This window comes from Duganella qianjiadongensis (assembly GCF_009857915.1).
GTDB classification, from domain to species: Bacteria; Pseudomonadota; Gammaproteobacteria; order Burkholderiales; family Burkholderiaceae_D; genus Rugamonas; species Rugamonas qianjiadongensis.
This window is the reverse complement of record NZ_WWCM01000002.1, coordinates 134,126-148,681: the sequence shown is the minus strand read 5'-3', so window position 1 is coordinate 148,681 and position 14,556 is coordinate 134,126. Positions and strand designations below refer to the sequence as shown.

Genomic DNA, 14,556 nt, shown 5'->3' with positions numbered 1-14,556 from the left:
GTTGGTTGCGGGGCTTGCTAGTTGCTACGGCTAGCGCTTGTAATACGCCTGCCTTGCTGCATGTTCATCCATCAGCTTCTGGTCGCGCTGGTTTTCCAGCTTGAGCGCCGCGGCATCGGCCCGGTCGTTCAGGGTGGAATACGACATACGCTTGCGCTCGCTGGCCTGCCAGGCCGATTTTTCCTGTTCGGCGCGGTACTCGGCATGCTTGATCATCTCCAGCTGTCCTTGTACCGCTGCATCGAGCTTGTCCATAAACGCTTGAAAATTCCGATAGGCCATGGGCGTGATGCCGGCTGCCTGCGCCGCGTGAAAACGTTGCACGTATTCGTCACGGTAGCCTTGCAGCATCTGATGCTTCTGTTTGGCATCCTCGACCGCCTTCAGCGCCACGCCGAGGCGTTTTGCCGCCTCATCGGTTTCGCGCTGGGCCAGTCCCATCAGTGTTTCTAATTGCGCTTTTGAAGCCATGATGCATCAATTATAGGAGGCCCCCCGGCCCGCCCATCAGTCGAATAGAGAGGTAAGTTGCCCTAAGCTCTGGCCCATGGTCACCTGTTCGGTGATCTGCTGCTGGAGGAATTGCTCGATGCGCTCGTGCAGCAGAATGGCCTGATCGAGCACGGGATCGCTGCCGGCGGCATAGGCGCCCACGCTGATCAGGTCGCGGCTGCGTTCGTAGCGCGAGAATAGCTGTTTGAGGCGGCGTGCCTGATTCTGGTGCTCGGCGCTGGTAATGCCGTGCATGGCGCGGCTGATCGATTGTTCGATGTCGATGGCCGGATAGTGGCCGGCTTCGGCCAGCCGGCGGTTGAGCACGATGTGGCCGTCCAGAATCGCCCGCGCCGAGTCGGCAATCGGGTCCTGCTGGTCGTCGCCCTCGGTCAGCACGGTGTAGAAGGCGGTGATCGAGCCGCCGCCCTGTTCGCCATTGCCGGCCCGTTCCACCAGAATCGGCAGCTTGGCAAACACGGAAGGCGGATAGCCTTTGGTGGCCGGCGGTTCGCCTATGGCCAGCGCAATTTCGCGCTGCGCCATGGCATAGCGGGTCAGCGAATCCATAATCAGCAGCACGTTCATGCCCTGATCGCGGAAATATTCGGCGATGGCGGTGGAATAGGCCGCCCCCTGCAGGCGCATCAAGGGCGGCGTGTCGGCCGGTGCCGCCACCACCACGGAGCGGGCCAGCCCTTCCTCGCCCAGAATCTGCTCGATGAATTCCTTGACCTCGCGGCCCCGTTCGCCGATCAGGCCGACCACGATGATGTCGGCTTCCGTGTAGCGCGCCATCATGCCCAGCAGCACGGATTTACCCACGCCGGAACCGGCGAACAGGCCCATACGCTGGCCCCGTCCCACGGTGAGCATGGCATTGATCGAGCGTACGCCGACGTCCAGCGTTGCGGTAATCGGTGCCCGTCCCAGCGGATTGGCGGGGCGGGTGTTGATGGGGGCGCTGGCGCTGGCATTGAGTGGTCCCAGCCCATCGAGGGGACGGCCGGCACCATCGAGCACGCGGCCCAGCAGTTCCGGCCCCACCGGCAGGTGGCGGGCACGGTCGCTGGGGCGGCGGCGCGGATGGGGCACGCTGCCGGGGCGGGGAATGGCCGGCTCGACGGGGAATACGCGGGTGCCCGGCACGACGCCTTCGACGTCGCTTTGCGGCATCAGGAACAGGCGCTCGCCTTCGAAACCCACCACTTCCGCTTCGATATGGCCGCCGGCCGGCAGCGGCACGGTGCAGGCGGCCCCCACCGCGAGGCGCAGCCCCACCGCTTCCATCACCAGTCCCGCCACGCGGGTGACGCGGCCGGAAACATGCATGGGTTCGACAAAATCGGCCAGCGTGGCGCAGTCGTGCAGATACGCTTGCCAGCGCGCACTGTGGGCGTTGGCAGACTCGGCGGCAGGTGCGGGCAGGGTGGTGTCCATCTCAGTCCAGCCAGCTCACATCTTTGCCCAGCGCGTGGCTGAGGCGCTGCCAGCGCACGGCGGCCGTGGCGTCGATCTGGTTGCTGGCGGTATCGACCTTGCAGCCGCCGCGGCCCACCTGTTCGTCCTCGACGATGCGCCAGCCGTTTTGTTCCAGTTCGGCGCCCAGGCCGGCGCGCACCGCCGCCGCATCCTCGGGATGCAGCAACAGTTCGGCCGGCTGCTGCAGCGAGGGCAGATAATCGACCGCCTCGCGCACGATGGGCAGCAGCAATTCCGGTTTCACGGGCAGGGCCGTCTTGAGCATGTTTTTGGCCAGATGCAGGGCCAGTTCCAGCACATCGTTGGCGATCAGCTGGTCGGCCTGCTGCACCGCCGTGGCGAAATTTTCCGCCAGCTTGTGCAGCTCGGCCAGCACGGCGTCGGTGCGCTGCTGGCCGAGTTCCATCGCTTCGGCATGACCGTCGGCATGGCCGGCCGCATGGCCTTCCTCGTAGCCTTCCTGACGCGCCTGTTCGCGCATGGCTTCCAGTTCTTCTACGGTAGGGTAGGCGGGCGGCGGCGGTTCGGGCGGGCCCATGTCCTCCTGCTCGTGCGCCTGCCGTTCCAGTTCTTCCTGTTCGCGCTGCTCGGCGGCCAGCTGGGCCGCCTCGGCGTCGCGCAGGCGCTGCTCGGCCTCGCGTTTGGCCACGGCGCTGGGGCGCTCGTCGCCGAACGAGGTCATTTGCCAGCGCTGGAAGGCTGGCTGGGGTGTTTTTACCGTACTGTTCATCAGATGAAGGAATCGTCGCCTTTACCGCCGAGCACAATCTGGCCTTCGTCGGACAGACGGCGCACGATCTGCAATATGCCTTTTTGCTGGGCTTCCACTTCGGACAGCCGCACCGGACCTTTGGATTCCAGATCTTCGCGCATCATCTCGGCCGCACGGGCCGACATATTCTTGAAGATTTTCTCGCGCAGCTCGGGCGAAGCGCCTTTCAGTGCAATCACCAGCATGTCGGACTGGACTTCGCGCAGCAGCAGCTGGATGCCGCGGTCGTCGATATCGATCACGTTGTCGAACACGAACATCTCGTCCATGATCTTCTGCGCCATATCGTTGTCGTAGTTCTTGATGTTGTCCATCACCGAACCTTCCTGCTCGCCGCTCATAAAGTTGAGTATCTCGGCCGCCGTGCGCACCCCGCCCAGCGAGGATTTCTTGATGTTTTCATTACCCGACAACAGCTTGGTCAGCACGTCGTTGAGTTCGCGCAGCGCGGCCGGCTGCACGCCGTCCAGCGTGGCAATCCGCAGCACCACGTCGTTGCGCAGACGGTCGGTGAAGTGGCCAAGAATCTCGCAGGCCTGATCGCGCTCCAGGTGGACCAGGATGGTGGCGATGATCTGCGGGTGTTCGTTGCGGATCAGCTCGGCTACGGACTGGGAATCCATCCATTTCAGCGATTCGATGCCGGACGCGTCCTTGCCGCCCAGAATGCGCGACAGCAGCACGGAGGCCTTATCGTCGCCCAGCGCCTTGGTCAGCACCTGACGGATGTATTCGTCCGAATCCAGCCCCACGGTGGAGGCGGCCGCGACCATGTCGCGGAAGTTGTCGAGTGTGCCCACCACGTCTTCGTGCGGCACGTTCTTCATGGTGGCCATGGCGGCGCCCAGCTTGAGCACTTCGCGCGGACCGAGGAATTTCATCACTTCGGCCGCTTCCGTCTCGCCCATGCACAGCATCAGAATTGCTGCTTTCTGCAGTCCGGTATTTTCAGTCATTTGCGCCTATCCATTCCTTGATGATGTTGGCCACAATGCGCGGGTCTTCGGTCGCCAGTTTCTTCGCCATGGCCAGATTTTCGCGGTAGCTGCGGACCGTGTTTTCTTCCATGAGGCGCAGCTCTTCTTCGGCGATGAGCGCTTCGTTCGGACTGTCGTCCACTGCTTCTTCCTCTTCCGGTTCCGGCTCTTCCGGTTCCGGCTCGACGGCATTGAACTCGTCGATTTTCTTGAATACGGGACGCATCATCGGCTTGACGATACGCAGTACGATGTACAGCAATATCATGGCGGTGATGAGGAACTTGGCGAAGTCCTTGGCCAGCGGCAGATTGGCCGGATCGCGCCACCATTCCGGCGGCTGCTCGTACGGACGGTCTACCCCTTCGAACGGCGCATTGGCCACGCTGACGGCGTCGCCGCGGTCCTGGTTGTAGCCCATGGCCTGTTTGACCAGATCGTTGATCTTGACCATTTCTTCCGGCGTATAGGCTTTGACCGTCACCTTGCCATCCTTGCCGACGATGCGCTTGTGGTTGACCACCACGGCCACCGTCAGGCGGCGCAGGCCGCCCATGCCGCGCTGCTCGTAGCGCACGGTCTTGTCGACTTCATAGTTAGTGGTCGATTCCTTGTGGGTGGGGCCGGTGCTGCCGCTGGTAGCGGTGGCGGCACCCGGCGGCGTGCCCGGTGCTGGCGCCGTCGTGCCGGTGGCGGCAGTCTGGTTGAGCGGTGCCGTGGCCGTGCCGGGCGGCTGGTTGGACAGGGCGCCCGGTATGCCGTTGGGATTGTTGCTGCCGGCGCTACCGCTGGTTTCGCTGCTCTGCTGGCTGCGGATGGCGGAAGCGGCCGGTGGCGAATTGGGCTTATAGGTTTCGGCCGCCTGCTCGATCTGGGAAAAGTCCACATCGGCCGTCGCTTCGGCCCGTACATTGCCTTCGCCCACGATAGGGATGATGATCGATTCGACCTGACGGATCACCTGCTGCTGCATGTCCTTGACATACTTGAGCTGGGTCTCGTTCATGTTCTTGCCGTTCAGGCTGGCGTTACCGTTCTTGTTCAGCTCGGAAATCAGATTGCCCGCCTGATCCACCACGGTGACATTGGCCGGGGTCAGTTCCGGCACGCTGGAAGCGACCAGATGGACGATGGCAGCAGTCTGCTCGACATTGATCATGCTGTTCGGACGCAGCGTCAGCAGCACGGAAGCCGTGGGTTTCTGCTGGTCGCGCACGAATACGGACGGTTTGGGCAGGGCCAGATGGACGCGGGCGTTTTCCACTGCCGCCAGCGACTGGATGGAACGGGCCAGCTCGCCTTCAAGGGCGCGCTGGTAATTGACCTGCTCGAGGAATTGCGACACCCCCAGCTTCTGGTTTTCCATCAGCTCGAAGCCGACGCTGCCGCCTTTGGGCAGGCCCTGTGCCGCCAGTTTCAGACGTATATCATGCACCTGATCGATAGGCACCAGTATGGCTGTGCCGTTGTCGGAAAACTTGTGCTTGACGTTGAGCTTGTCCAGTTCGGCCGTGATGGCGCCGCCGTCGCGGTCCGAGTAGTTGGAGAACAGCACGCCGTAGTCGGGCGGCTTGTTCCACAGGTAGAGCCCGAACAGCACGGCGATCACGGCCGCTGCCGCAGCGGCGCGGGCGAAATTACGGCCCAGCGGAGTCTGGAAGAACGATAGCTGTTCGCTAACTTCTTCGTCGCCAGTCTCGCTAGTGCTTTCGGTGGCTAGGTTGTCGGCTACGGCCATGGTGATGGTTTTCCGGTACGGGGTTGGTGTGAGGATGAACGATTATTGCCTGAACTGTGACATTTCAAACCGGCAAATAGAGCCTCGTTTAGGCCTCTGCTCGCAACTGTCGCTGGACTAGTGCCCTGATATTCTGCTAGCACTGAAAGAGCCGTGACGTATTGTAACGCTGCGGCCCGCCATGTCGTGGAATTTGTTCCATGGCAGCAACAAGACGGAGTAAGCAATGAAAACCGGTGGCATCGACAGTACGCAGATCCAGAACATGATTGCGCAGTTGAAGGCGCACGCGGCCCGTCCGGGGCTGACCCCGCCTGTCATCAAGACCGAAGCGGTGGCGGCCGCGCCACGCGCGCAGTTTGCCGATGCGCTCAAGTCGGCACTGGACGGCGTCAATGCCAGCCAGGTGAAAGCGGAAGACATGAGCCAGAAATTCGCGCTCGGCGATGACAGCGTCAGCCTGTCGGACATGATGATCGCAACCCAGAAAGCCAGTATCAACTTCCAGGCCACGATTCAGGTGCGCAACAAACTGGTGTCGGCCTACCACGACATCATGAATATGCAGGTCTAAGAGCCCGGTTCAAAAAGCCTGCAGCTTCGTCGCCGCGCCGCGCTGCACGCATTTTGAAACAGTTTCTAAGCCGGGGTTGATCTAGTTCAGACCGGCTATGCGGGCGTTACGCTCGCGTTCCAGGCGGGTGATGTAGCGCTGCACGGCCGCCAGATTGCCGCGCGAAATATTGACGAACTCGCAGCCCAGCCGGCGGTTGCTCTTGTTGTTGAGCAGTGTCAGGTCCAGCGAGTTGCGTACCTGCAGATCGGTCACCACCGGGCCGATTTCAGGTAATTCCAGTTTGCACTCCTTGAATTCGCGGCCGATGGCTTCGCCCAGCACCATCTTGTTGTCGAGAATGGCAATGCCGCCGCAGCTGATGTCGGCCAGCGGGAAGCTGGTCGGGCCGCCCATCTCGTCCGGCAGTTTGAGCAGCACGCGCACGGGATTGCTGACCGGCGTGGCGATGCGGTAGTACTCGCGCCGCTGCAGGCGGATCAGGCTGGGAGGGACGGCGATGCGGTAGGCCGGATGGCCGCCATAGCTGCTAGCCGAAGCGGCGTCGGCAGCAAACAGGATGCGTACCTTGTCGAGCGAAGTCTCGAACGACAGCCGGCTGGCCGACAGGATGCGCTTGTTCTGCGCCGTATCGATGGCGGTATCGAGGATCACCGTATTGCTGGCTTCGTCGACATCAAGTATCGAGGTGACACAGACATCGCTCTCGCCCTGGATCAGCATGCGGATCAGCTGTTTCTTGCTACTTATGCCACGCAGCAGGGAAATGATTTCTCTGCGCGATTCGACTTCGAAATCGTGCCAGTTTTCTAGCGCCGTATCCTGAAAATGTGGGTACATCAGTTCTGCTTATCGGTGAGAGTGGCGGTGAGTGAAGCGAGCGGGTCGGGCGGCGCCGGAACGGGCAGGCCAGACTTTTGCGCTGATTCAATATGATATAGCCACGCTAGTAGTTCCGCAATCGTCCTATAGAGGGTGGGCGGAATTTGTTGGTCCAGGTCAATATCCATGAGCAAAGACACCAGATCGCGCGACTCGTGCACGAACACGCCCGCTTCCAGCGCGATGTCGATAATCTGCTCGGCGATCAGGCCGCGTCCCTTGGCCACCACTTTGGGCGCGGCATCATTGACGCCATAGGCCAGCGCCACGGCACGGGGCACAGGGCGGGGGCTGTGTTCATCCTTCATGGGCTGGCCCGTGCTGGATGTTGCATGAACTCAGAGCAATGCCGGCTGCCGCCATGGATTGCTCTAACACGTCCGCCTGGGCGCGCAGGGTGGCGCCGCTGGCGGCATCGTCGGTCTGCAATTGCAGGTGGACTTGCTGGCCCACCATGGTAATCGTGGCCGACAGTTCGCCCAGAGCGGCAAAGCGCAGCCGCAGACTGCTGCGCCACACCGCTGTCGGCTCCTGACCGGCAGGGCTCTGGCCGCGCGGCTGGCGTTCGCTCTGGCGCTGGATTTCCCATTGCATGGGCTGGCCGGGCCATGCTTCGCCCTGCCATTGCACCCGTCCCTGTTCATGGGCCAGCAACTGCTGGTTGATCTGCTGGGCAGCGCTGCGGTCGGGCAGGCTGGCTGCCTCGGCAGCGGCGCTGCTGGCGGAGCTGGCGCGCGCCTGCTGCATCTGCGGCTCGCGCTGCAACTGTTCCAGCGTGCGTTCGCCACGGCTCCAGGCTGCCACATGGGATTCGTAGAACAGGCCGCTGTCTTCGATGGTGCTCTGCAGGGTCTGTGCCAGCTGCGCCGGTTCGGGGGCGCCCTGGCTGAACAGGGCGGTTTTGCCGAGCAGGGGCAGGGCGCTGGCCGCAGCAGGCTGGCTCAGCACGGAGCCGAGGATGCGCGCGGCAGTGCTCAGTTCCGGCTGGCTGGTGCCGGCATCGAGGCCGGGCAGTTCGGCCACGGGCGTCAGCGGTGCTTTGCCCAGCAGGCTGGCGGCGGCACTGTGGGTACGGCCAGTCTGGCTGGCCGTGTTGACGCCGGCCGTGGCATGGCCCGCATTGGCGCCCGCTGGCCGGGGGCTGTTGGTGCCGGCGGCCTCATCCTCGCTGGCGGGGAGCAAGGCGTGGCTGGCGGAATTGCTGCGGCTGGCGGGGGCGCCGTTCAGGCTGACGCCGGCAGCCAGTGCCGGATAGCCTGCCGCAGCGGCAAGCTGGGCGGCCGTGCCGGCTGCCGCAGCCGGAAGGGCTGCGCTACCGGCAAGGGCAGGCTGGCCTGCAGCGCCGAACTCGGCCTGCGCTGCTAGGGCCGCCGCGTTGCTGGCACTGCTCGCGCCGGTGTTGGGGCCGGTGCTGGCCGTAGCGCTGGCGGTGCCATTGCCGACGGCGCTGGCTGTGCCAGCACCCGCTGCAGCGGGTGCTGCCGCGCCGCTGCCTGCCGTGCCCGGGCTATACAGATCGCCCGTGCCGGCCGGCGTGTGGGCTTCGCCATAGAGCACCACGCTGCTACTGGGCTGGTTGAGTTCGAAAGTGGCGCGCGGTTCGGCGCTGAGGACGGTGAGGGGCAGGCGGCTGCCTACGCTGGCATCGGCCGGTAGCTGCATGCGTACGGCATGTTCGGCCACATTGACCATGAAGCTGCCATCACTGAAGCGCGAGAGCACTTCGCCCGTGACGGACTGGCCTACCAGACTTTGCAGTGCGCGCTGGAAGGCGGCCTGACGGCCATCGCCGATGGCGACGGCCGGGCCGGCTGCCGTGACTGCGCCGACGGGCGTGATGGTCAGCGGGCTGGGCAGCATGGCGATCAGCGCGGTTAGACGCTACCGTAGGCGTTGAGTACGCGCCGTTCCGTGCCGGAGGCACTGAGCAGTTTCGACAGTTGCGCCATCCACGGCATGGTCAGGTCGCGGATCTGGCGGTCGGCATTGAGCATCTGGCGTATCAGTTCGATCTTGCGCTCGCGTTCGGCGCCGCGCATGGGCGTACCCTGATCGTGCTCGCGCAAGGTCTGCACATGGGCGGCGCAAGCGTGCTCGAGCAGTACCAGCTGGTCCCAGTCGCTGCGCTGGGCCGCCATTACCATCTGTTCGGTCAGGTCGGCCATGGCTGCATAGACTGCTAAGACATCGTGGTGGTTCATCATGTATCAGGCGCTCGCGAGAGAAGGGGTAGGGGCAGGCTGGCCAGTGACGGCGGGCGTGTCGGCAATCGCATTCCAGGCATCGCGCAATTCGGTCAGCAGGCGCTGGACTTCTTCCAGGATGCTAGGGTCGTTGTTGAGATTGGCCGTCAGCAGACGGGCACTCATGTACTCGTACAGCGCATCGAGGCCTTCGGCAATTTCCCCGCCGGCCTTCTTGTCGAGCGCGGCACGCAGGCCGCTATCAATAATCATGATGGCTTTGGAGATCGACTTGCCTTTTTCGCCGATATTGCCGTCGCGCATGCTATGCAGCGCCGTGCCCAGCGCCACCAGTGCACCGTCGAACAGCATGACGATGAGCTTGTGGGGACTGGCGGCTACAACGCCGGTTTCCATACCTACCTTGGCATAGGCATGCACGCCAGTTTGTCGGGATCCGAACATACTCACTCTCCTGTTAAAGCGTTCGCGCCTAGCCTTTGCTGAGGGCGGCGAACTGTTGCGTCAGGAATGACGCGGTTTTATTCATACTGGCAATCGAAGTATCGAGTGCCGTATATTGCTTACGATAACGCGCTTCGATGTCCGTCAATCGCGAATTAAAAGCATCTTTTTGGGTCGTAATGTCTTTTACCGAATTATTCAGACCCGTGGTACGACCGGTAATAGCGCCTTTAGGGCCCAGATAGCTGGCGGCCAGCGCATTGAGCTGGTAGGCATAGCCCTGGGAAAAGCCGAAGTTGCCGCGGTTGCCCAGCGCATCGCCGGTGACCGTCAGTTTCAGCCCATCGACCGGTGCCCCGGCTGCGCCGGTCAGGTTCTGGCCATCGCCGGTGGCGGTGTAGCCGCCGATAGTGCCGGCTACATCCAGACCATCCACCGAGCTGCCCGAGCCGAACACGGCGCTGGTGTCGGTGCCGCTGGCAGTAATCAGATGGATATTCGATTTCGAGCCGTAGCGGGTCGATTGCAGCTTGAGCTTGCCGTCATCGCCTACCGTAGCGGTCACCGTCGCGCCGGCATTCGAGAATGCCGACACGCCGTTGATGGACGATTGCAGCAGCGTCGCCAGCTGGCTGGGATTATAGGTGCCGGCCGGCAGGCTGATGGTGGCGGTATTGGCCAGCGTGGGCGGCGTCGTGTCATTCAGCGTAACCGTCCAGGTGGTATCGCTGTCGATGGTGGTTTCCGCCGGCAAGACCACGCTGCCCTGCAGCGTGCCCTGGGTGGCCAGCTGGGTAATGTTGAGCGCGTAGTCGCCCGCCTTGGTGTTCGTGCCCGAGCTGACGAACTTGACATCGGGGTCGGTACCGCGCCCCACGGCTGCGAACAGACCGGCAATATCGTTGAAATTGCTGTTGATGGACTTCTGCAGCTTGGCATTGTCCAGCGCCAGCGTGCCGTCCTTCTGGAAGGAAATGCCGATCTGCGACAGATTGGTCAGGCTGGTGCCGCGCAGCCCGGTAATCGAGGTCGACAGCTGGCGCCGTATGCCCGCCTGCAGGCTGCGCAAGGTGGTGTCGCCCAGCAGCGGACCGCCGGATTTGGTATCGGCATTGTAGGCGCCCAGCGACACGATCTGGCCGTTCAGATCGTTGTACGCTTTGACAAAGTTGTTTACCGAGGTGGTCAGCGAGCTGCTGTCCTTGGCCACGGTCAGGGTCGAATTGCCCACCGCTAGTGCGCTGATGCTGACGCCGGCAATCGCTCCCGTAATGCTGGTGCCGGAACTGGTCACGGCGATGCCGTTGACGCTGGCGCGGGTATCGGCAGCCGCGGCTTTCTGGCTCAGATTCTGGGTGCCGGCCGGATCGTAGCCGAGCAGCGCCACCAGATCGGGGTCGGGCGGATTGCCGCCCGAGCCGGCCAGCGTAATCTTCATGGTGGAACTCACCCCGGTGGCGCTGGAGGTCAGGATCAGGTGATTAGGGGTGGCGCCGGTGCCGCTGGAACCATCCGACACGATGCTGGCGGTGACGCCGAAATTGCCCTTGTTGATGGCATCGAGGATGCCTTGCAGGGTGTTGTTGGTACTGTCGATGACGATGTTGCCGCTGGTACGGGTGGCATCGGCGGCAAAGCTGGCACCGATGTAGGCGCCCCCCGTGCCGGCGGTGAACCCGGCACCGGCCGGATTGGTGCCGCCCACGGTAATCGGGCTGCCATCGGCCGAGACCAGCGCGATGCTGCCCACGGCGGTGCTGCTGGAGCCGGTATTGGCCGTGCCGCTATTGCCGATGCCGCCAGTGACGCTGCCGGTCACCACCTCGGTGACGGCGATATTGCTGCCGTCGGCATTGGTGAACTGCAGGGTACCATCGGCGGCCGTGCCGCTGACGGTGATATTGGCATCGGCCAGTGCGCGCGTCACGGCGCTGCTAGCCAGTGCGGTATCGAGTCCGGCGGCCGTCAGACCGGCGCCGCTGGCCACCCCGCTGGCCTGGGCGGCAATTTCGATGCCGCCTACCGTGAGAGCATAGGTGCCGCCGGCACTGGTATCGACGGCGCCGAAGTTGCTGGCGCCGGAGCCGCCGAACAGGCTGGCGCTGGTGACGGTGGCGCTGGGCTTGGCCGAAACGCCGGTGGTGGTGCTCTTGGCATTGATGGCGTCGGCCAGCAGACGGGCGCTGCGCGTCGTGCCATCGGTAGCGATCACGGTGTTGTTGAGCGTCAGCGAGCCCGGCGTCAGACCACCCGTGCTCAGGCTGGCACCGAGGGCAGTGCCGCTCAGGCCGAAAGTGCCGCCGCTGACCGTGCCGAGCGCGAAATTAATCGTGGTCTTGTTGCCCAGGCCGATAGTGGCCGTGGTGCTTTTGTAGCCGCCCGATGCCAGCGTCTGGGCCGAGGCGATCTGGTTGATGCTGACGCGGTAGGTGCCGGTCTGCGCGGTACTGCTGGCCGTGGCGCTCATGACCGTCGAATCGCTGGGGGTGCTCACCAGCGACTGGAAACTGGAAACCGAAGTCAGGCCGGAGAGCGAGCCCTGGAAAGTGCTGAGCGCGCTGGACAGGTTGCCGAAAGCGGAAACCTGGGCCAGATAACTGGCCGACTTCTTGTCGAAATCCGCCAGCGGGGCAGACTCCACCGCCATCAGCTTACTGACGATGGTGTTGACGTCTATGCCTGAGCCGATGCCGGGTGATGAGATGCCCACGATGCGCTCCTAAGTAAAGCAATAATATAAGACAATATCGGCCGAATCAAACCTGACTTGAGAGGGGAGAATACCCGCCAGTTCGGCAAAAGCTGAAAAAACAGGCAGCAGGGATGTGGCAAAACGACGGCCCGGCGTCACACAGACGCCGCCGTGAGGGGCGGGCACGCTAACGGCGGCGTGGCGAGATGGTAGTGTGCAACTGCGCAACTGCGCAGTTGCTTCAGGCGGTTTGCTGGATCAGCAGACCGGTGCTGGCTTTCGACTCCAGCGATTTGGCAATTTCCAGTGCTTCAGGCGAAGGAATCTGGCGCAGCACTTCACCGGTACCGGAATCGACCACTTTGACCACCGTACGCTTGGTGTCATTGTCGACGGAAAATTCCAGGCCCTGCGATTTAGCTTGCGACGATTTATTCAGCTGCGACACGGCATTTTTCACCTGATCCAGCGTCGGCACATTGGCCGAAGCGGTCACTGCGGCTGCCGTTTCCACGGCGGTGGCAGGGGCCTTGGCAGCACCTTGCGGGGCGGCCGACTCGCTGGCGGCAGGACGGTCGACCGTGCGGGCCGTCGTGCTGTTGCCGATAGTATCGATAGTCATGATGCTTCCTTTGTGAAAAATCCCCGACTGAGCTAATCAGCCGGGGAACCTAGTCAGAGTGACAATACTACGTCAGCTCGTCCCCGGATTTTAGCCACGCAGCAGCGACAGCACACCGTTAGGCAGCGAGTTCGCCTGGGCCAGGATCGCGGTACCAGCCTGTTGCAGGATCTGACCGCGGGTGAGGCTGGCGGTTTCTGCAGCGAAGTCGGTATCCTGAATCCGGCTACGCGATGCCGACAGATTCTCGGTCGCGATGTTCAGGTTCGAGATGGTCGAAGCAAAGCGGTTCTGGATCGCACCGAGTGCAGCGCGGTTGGAGTTGATCTGGTTCAGAGCAGCGTCCAGCGTTTTCAGTGCTTTGTTCGAACCGTCTACCGTGCTGACGTCGATTTTGGCGACCGATTGCAGATCCGAACCGGTCGAAGCCGCAACGAGGTCGGTGGTGGTCGAGCTGATGGTGAAGCCGCTTTCCGACGAGAAGTCGAGGTGGCCGCCTACCGTGCTCGAGCTGCCCGAAGCACCGATCACCTGCTGGGTACCTTCTATCGCAGCTACCGAGCCGTTGGCTGGCTGATCCGGACCACGCAGTGCCGCAGCGGCCAGCGAGTCGTCGGCAGCGGCATTGGTGTTGGTGATCTGGATGTCAGCGCCGGAAGCGTTGCTCAGTTTGATCTCTTTGTTGTGGGTGGTGCCGTTGGTCTGGATCGTTGCGCTGATGCCGGTGGTGCCGACTTGCGCATTGATGGCCTGGGCTACTGCCGACAGATCGCCGCCTTTGATTTTGGCCGAGATGGTCACAGCGGTCGAGTTGGCATCGGCTTCGATCGAGTTGTCGCCACGCAGGGTGAATTGCAGCGAGCCGTCAGCGAAGCCGGTAGCGGCAGGACCCGACAGGGTAGCAGTGGTGGAAGCGGTAGCCGTAACACCCGAAGTGCCGCTCAGTGCATTGACGGAAGCCGCAATTTTTTTCGCGCTATCAGCCAGTTTGACGTCGACGCTGGTGCTCACGCCGCTGCCGGAAGTGACGGTCAGGGTCTGGGCCTGTACACCGTTAGCGGTGGTAGCCGTCGCAGCATTGGCGCTGCCGGCGGTGTTGCCGTACAGGGCAGCCAGTGCGTTGTTGCCGATGTCGGTAGCTTTGGCCGATTGCACGCCCACGTTGATGGTTTGGTTGGCGTTAGCACCGACCTGGAATTGCGAGGAGGTCAGCGAGCCGTCCAGTACGTTCTGGCCGTTGAACTGGGTGGTGTTGGCCACGCGGTTCAGTTCGTTCGACAGAGCGGAAACCTCACCCTGGATCGATTTACGGTCGGAATCGGAGTTGGTGCCGTTGGCCGATTGAACAGCCAGTTCGCGGATACGTTGCAGCAGATCGCCGGCGGTGCTCAAGCCACCCTCGGCCGTTTGCGCCAGCGAGATACCGTCGTTGGCGTTGCGTGCAGCCGTCGTATTACCGCGAATTTGCGAGGTGAAACGCTCCGAAATAGCCAGACCGGCAGCGTCGTCTTTAGCGCTGTTAATACGCAGACCCGAGGACAGGCGTTGCAGCGAGGTCGACAGGGATGCTTGCGAGGTGGTCAGGTTACGTTGCGAATTCAGCGATGCAAGGTTGGTATTGATGACTTGTGCCATGATGTTTCTCCAGACTTAATACTTCGATTGGGCTATTTGCTC

Annotated in this window: 14 protein-coding genes; 1 reads left to right on the top strand and 13 read right to left on the bottom strand. The window is 62.8% G+C overall.

The genetic code is table 11. From position 1 onward, the window contains the following. Positions 1-30: 30 nt before the first annotated feature. The 5 genes from fliJ to fliF are packed head-to-tail and all read right to left on the bottom strand — an operon-like array spanning position 31 to position 5,461. Positions 31-471: a flagellar export protein FliJ gene (gene fliJ / locus GTP27_RS03665; RefSeq protein ID WP_161037833.1), complete on the bottom strand. Its 441-nt coding sequence runs from the start codon at positions 469-471 to the stop codon at positions 31-33. A gap of 36 nt (positions 472-507) precedes the next feature. Beyond that, positions 508-1,932 carry a flagellar protein export ATPase FliI gene (gene fliI, locus GTP27_RS03660; RefSeq protein WP_161037832.1) on the bottom strand — a complete coding sequence of 475 codons (1,425 nt, stop codon included), beginning with the start codon at positions 1,930-1,932 and terminating at the stop codon, positions 508-510. A 1-nt stretch (position 1,933) separates the two neighbouring features. Continuing rightward, on the bottom strand, positions 1,934-2,704 hold the full coding sequence (locus tag GTP27_RS03655; RefSeq protein ID WP_229633369.1) for a flagellar assembly protein FliH: 771 nt from the start codon (positions 2,702-2,704) through the stop codon (positions 1,934-1,936). After that, positions 2,704-3,702 (bottom strand): flagellar motor switch protein FliG, encoded by a 999-nt coding sequence (fliG, locus tag GTP27_RS03650; RefSeq protein WP_155433274.1) that lies wholly within the window; start codon positions 3,700-3,702, stop codon positions 2,704-2,706. Before fliG ends, GTP27_RS03655 begins: the two co-directional genes overlap by 1 nt. After that, positions 3,695-5,461, bottom strand: coding sequence for a flagellar basal-body MS-ring/collar protein FliF (gene fliF / locus GTP27_RS03645; RefSeq protein ID WP_161037831.1), 1,767 nt, complete (start codon positions 5,459-5,461; stop codon positions 3,695-3,697). Before fliF ends, fliG begins: the two co-directional genes overlap by 8 nt. Positions 5,462-5,687: 226 nt before the next feature. Here fliF and fliE point away from each other — a divergent pair, with 226 nt between their 5' ends. After that, the gene (gene fliE, locus GTP27_RS03640) at positions 5,688-6,035 is read left to right on the top strand and encodes a flagellar hook-basal body complex protein FliE (protein WP_161037830.1); all 348 of its coding nucleotides are present in this window, start codon (positions 5,688-5,690) and stop codon (positions 6,033-6,035) included. 81 nt (positions 6,036-6,116) lie between these two features. Here fliE and GTP27_RS03635 read toward each other — a convergent pair whose 3' ends face one another. From GTP27_RS03635 to GTP27_RS03600, 8 genes are all read right to left on the bottom strand, one after another. Further along, a complete protein-coding gene (locus tag GTP27_RS03635) occupies positions 6,117-6,875 on the bottom strand; it encodes a flagellar brake protein (protein WP_161037829.1) in 759 nt (252 codons plus the stop codon). Beyond that, positions 6,875-7,225 (bottom strand): EscU/YscU/HrcU family type III secretion system export apparatus switch protein, encoded by a 351-nt coding sequence (locus GTP27_RS03630; protein WP_161037828.1) that lies wholly within the window; start codon positions 7,223-7,225, stop codon positions 6,875-6,877. Before GTP27_RS03630 ends, GTP27_RS03635 begins: the two co-directional genes overlap by 1 nt. Beyond that, positions 7,215-8,777 carry a flagellar hook-length control protein FliK gene (gene fliK, locus GTP27_RS03625; protein ID WP_161037827.1) on the bottom strand — a complete coding sequence of 521 codons (1,563 nt, stop codon included), beginning with the start codon at positions 8,775-8,777 and terminating at the stop codon, positions 7,215-7,217. The genes GTP27_RS03630 and fliK overlap by 11 nt, the downstream gene beginning before the upstream one ends. Before the next feature lie 14 nt (positions 8,778-8,791). Continuing rightward, positions 8,792-9,121 carry a flagellar protein FliT gene (locus GTP27_RS03620; protein ID WP_161037826.1) on the bottom strand — a complete coding sequence of 110 codons (330 nt, stop codon included), beginning with the start codon at positions 9,119-9,121 and terminating at the stop codon, positions 8,792-8,794. Positions 9,122-9,124: 3 nt separating this feature from the next. Next, positions 9,125-9,565, bottom strand: coding sequence for a flagellar export chaperone FliS (gene fliS, locus GTP27_RS03615; protein ID WP_161037825.1), 441 nt, complete (start codon positions 9,563-9,565; stop codon positions 9,125-9,127). 28 nt (positions 9,566-9,593) lie between these two features. Continuing rightward, positions 9,594-12,275, bottom strand: a complete 2,682-nt coding sequence (gene fliD, locus GTP27_RS24245) for a flagellar filament capping protein FliD (protein ID WP_161037824.1) — start codon at positions 12,273-12,275, stop codon at positions 9,594-9,596. A 223-nt stretch (positions 12,276-12,498) separates the two neighbouring features. Beyond that, positions 12,499-12,879 (bottom strand): flagellar protein FlaG, encoded by a 381-nt coding sequence (locus tag GTP27_RS03605; RefSeq protein WP_161037823.1) that lies wholly within the window; start codon positions 12,877-12,879, stop codon positions 12,499-12,501. A gap of 90 nt (positions 12,880-12,969) precedes the next feature. Beyond that, the gene (locus tag GTP27_RS03600) at positions 12,970-14,514 is read right to left on the bottom strand and encodes a flagellin N-terminal helical domain-containing protein (protein WP_161037822.1); all 1,545 of its coding nucleotides are present in this window, start codon (positions 14,512-14,514) and stop codon (positions 12,970-12,972) included. Positions 14,515-14,556: the final 42 nt, after the last annotated feature.

Excerpts from the sequence above, each read along its gene's own strand:
- GTP27_RS03605 (WP_161037823.1), bottom strand. The coding sequence starts at position 12,879 with ATGACTATCGATACTATCGGCAACAGCACGACGGCCCGCACGGTCGAC.
- fliF (WP_161037831.1), bottom strand. The coding sequence starts at position 5,461 with ATGGCCGTAGCCGACAACCTAGCCACCGAAAGCACTAGCGAGACTGGC.
- fliS (WP_161037825.1), bottom strand. The coding sequence starts at position 9,565 with ATGTTCGGATCCCGACAAACTGGCGTGCATGCCTATGCCAAGGTAGGT.
- GTP27_RS03600 (WP_161037822.1), bottom strand. The coding sequence starts at position 14,514 with ATGGCACAAGTCATCAATACCAACCTTGCATCGCTGAATTCGCAACGT.
- GTP27_RS03620 (WP_161037826.1), bottom strand. The coding sequence starts at position 9,121 with ATGATGAACCACCACGATGTCTTAGCAGTCTATGCAGCCATGGCCGAC.
- GTP27_RS03655 (WP_229633369.1), bottom strand. The coding sequence starts at position 2,704 with ATGAACAGTACGGTAAAAACACCCCAGCCAGCCTTCCAGCGCTGGCAA.
- fliG (WP_155433274.1), bottom strand. The coding sequence starts at position 3,702 with ATGACTGAAAATACCGGACTGCAGAAAGCAGCAATTCTGATGCTGTGC.
- fliI (WP_161037832.1), bottom strand. The coding sequence starts at position 1,932 with ATGGACACCACCCTGCCCGCACCTGCCGCCGAGTCTGCCAACGCCCAC.
- fliJ (WP_161037833.1), bottom strand. The coding sequence starts at position 471 with ATGGCTTCAAAAGCGCAATTAGAAACACTGATGGGACTGGCCCAGCGC.
- GTP27_RS03630 (WP_161037828.1), bottom strand. The coding sequence starts at position 7,225 with ATGAAGGATGAACACAGCCCCCGCCCTGTGCCCCGTGCCGTGGCGCTG.
- fliK (WP_161037827.1), bottom strand. The coding sequence starts at position 8,777 with ATGCTGCCCAGCCCGCTGACCATCACGCCCGTCGGCGCAGTCACGGCA.
- GTP27_RS03635 (WP_161037829.1), bottom strand. The coding sequence starts at position 6,875 with ATGTACCCACATTTTCAGGATACGGCGCTAGAAAACTGGCACGATTTC.
- fliE (WP_161037830.1), top strand. The coding sequence starts at position 5,688 with ATGAAAACCGGTGGCATCGACAGTACGCAGATCCAGAACATGATTGCG.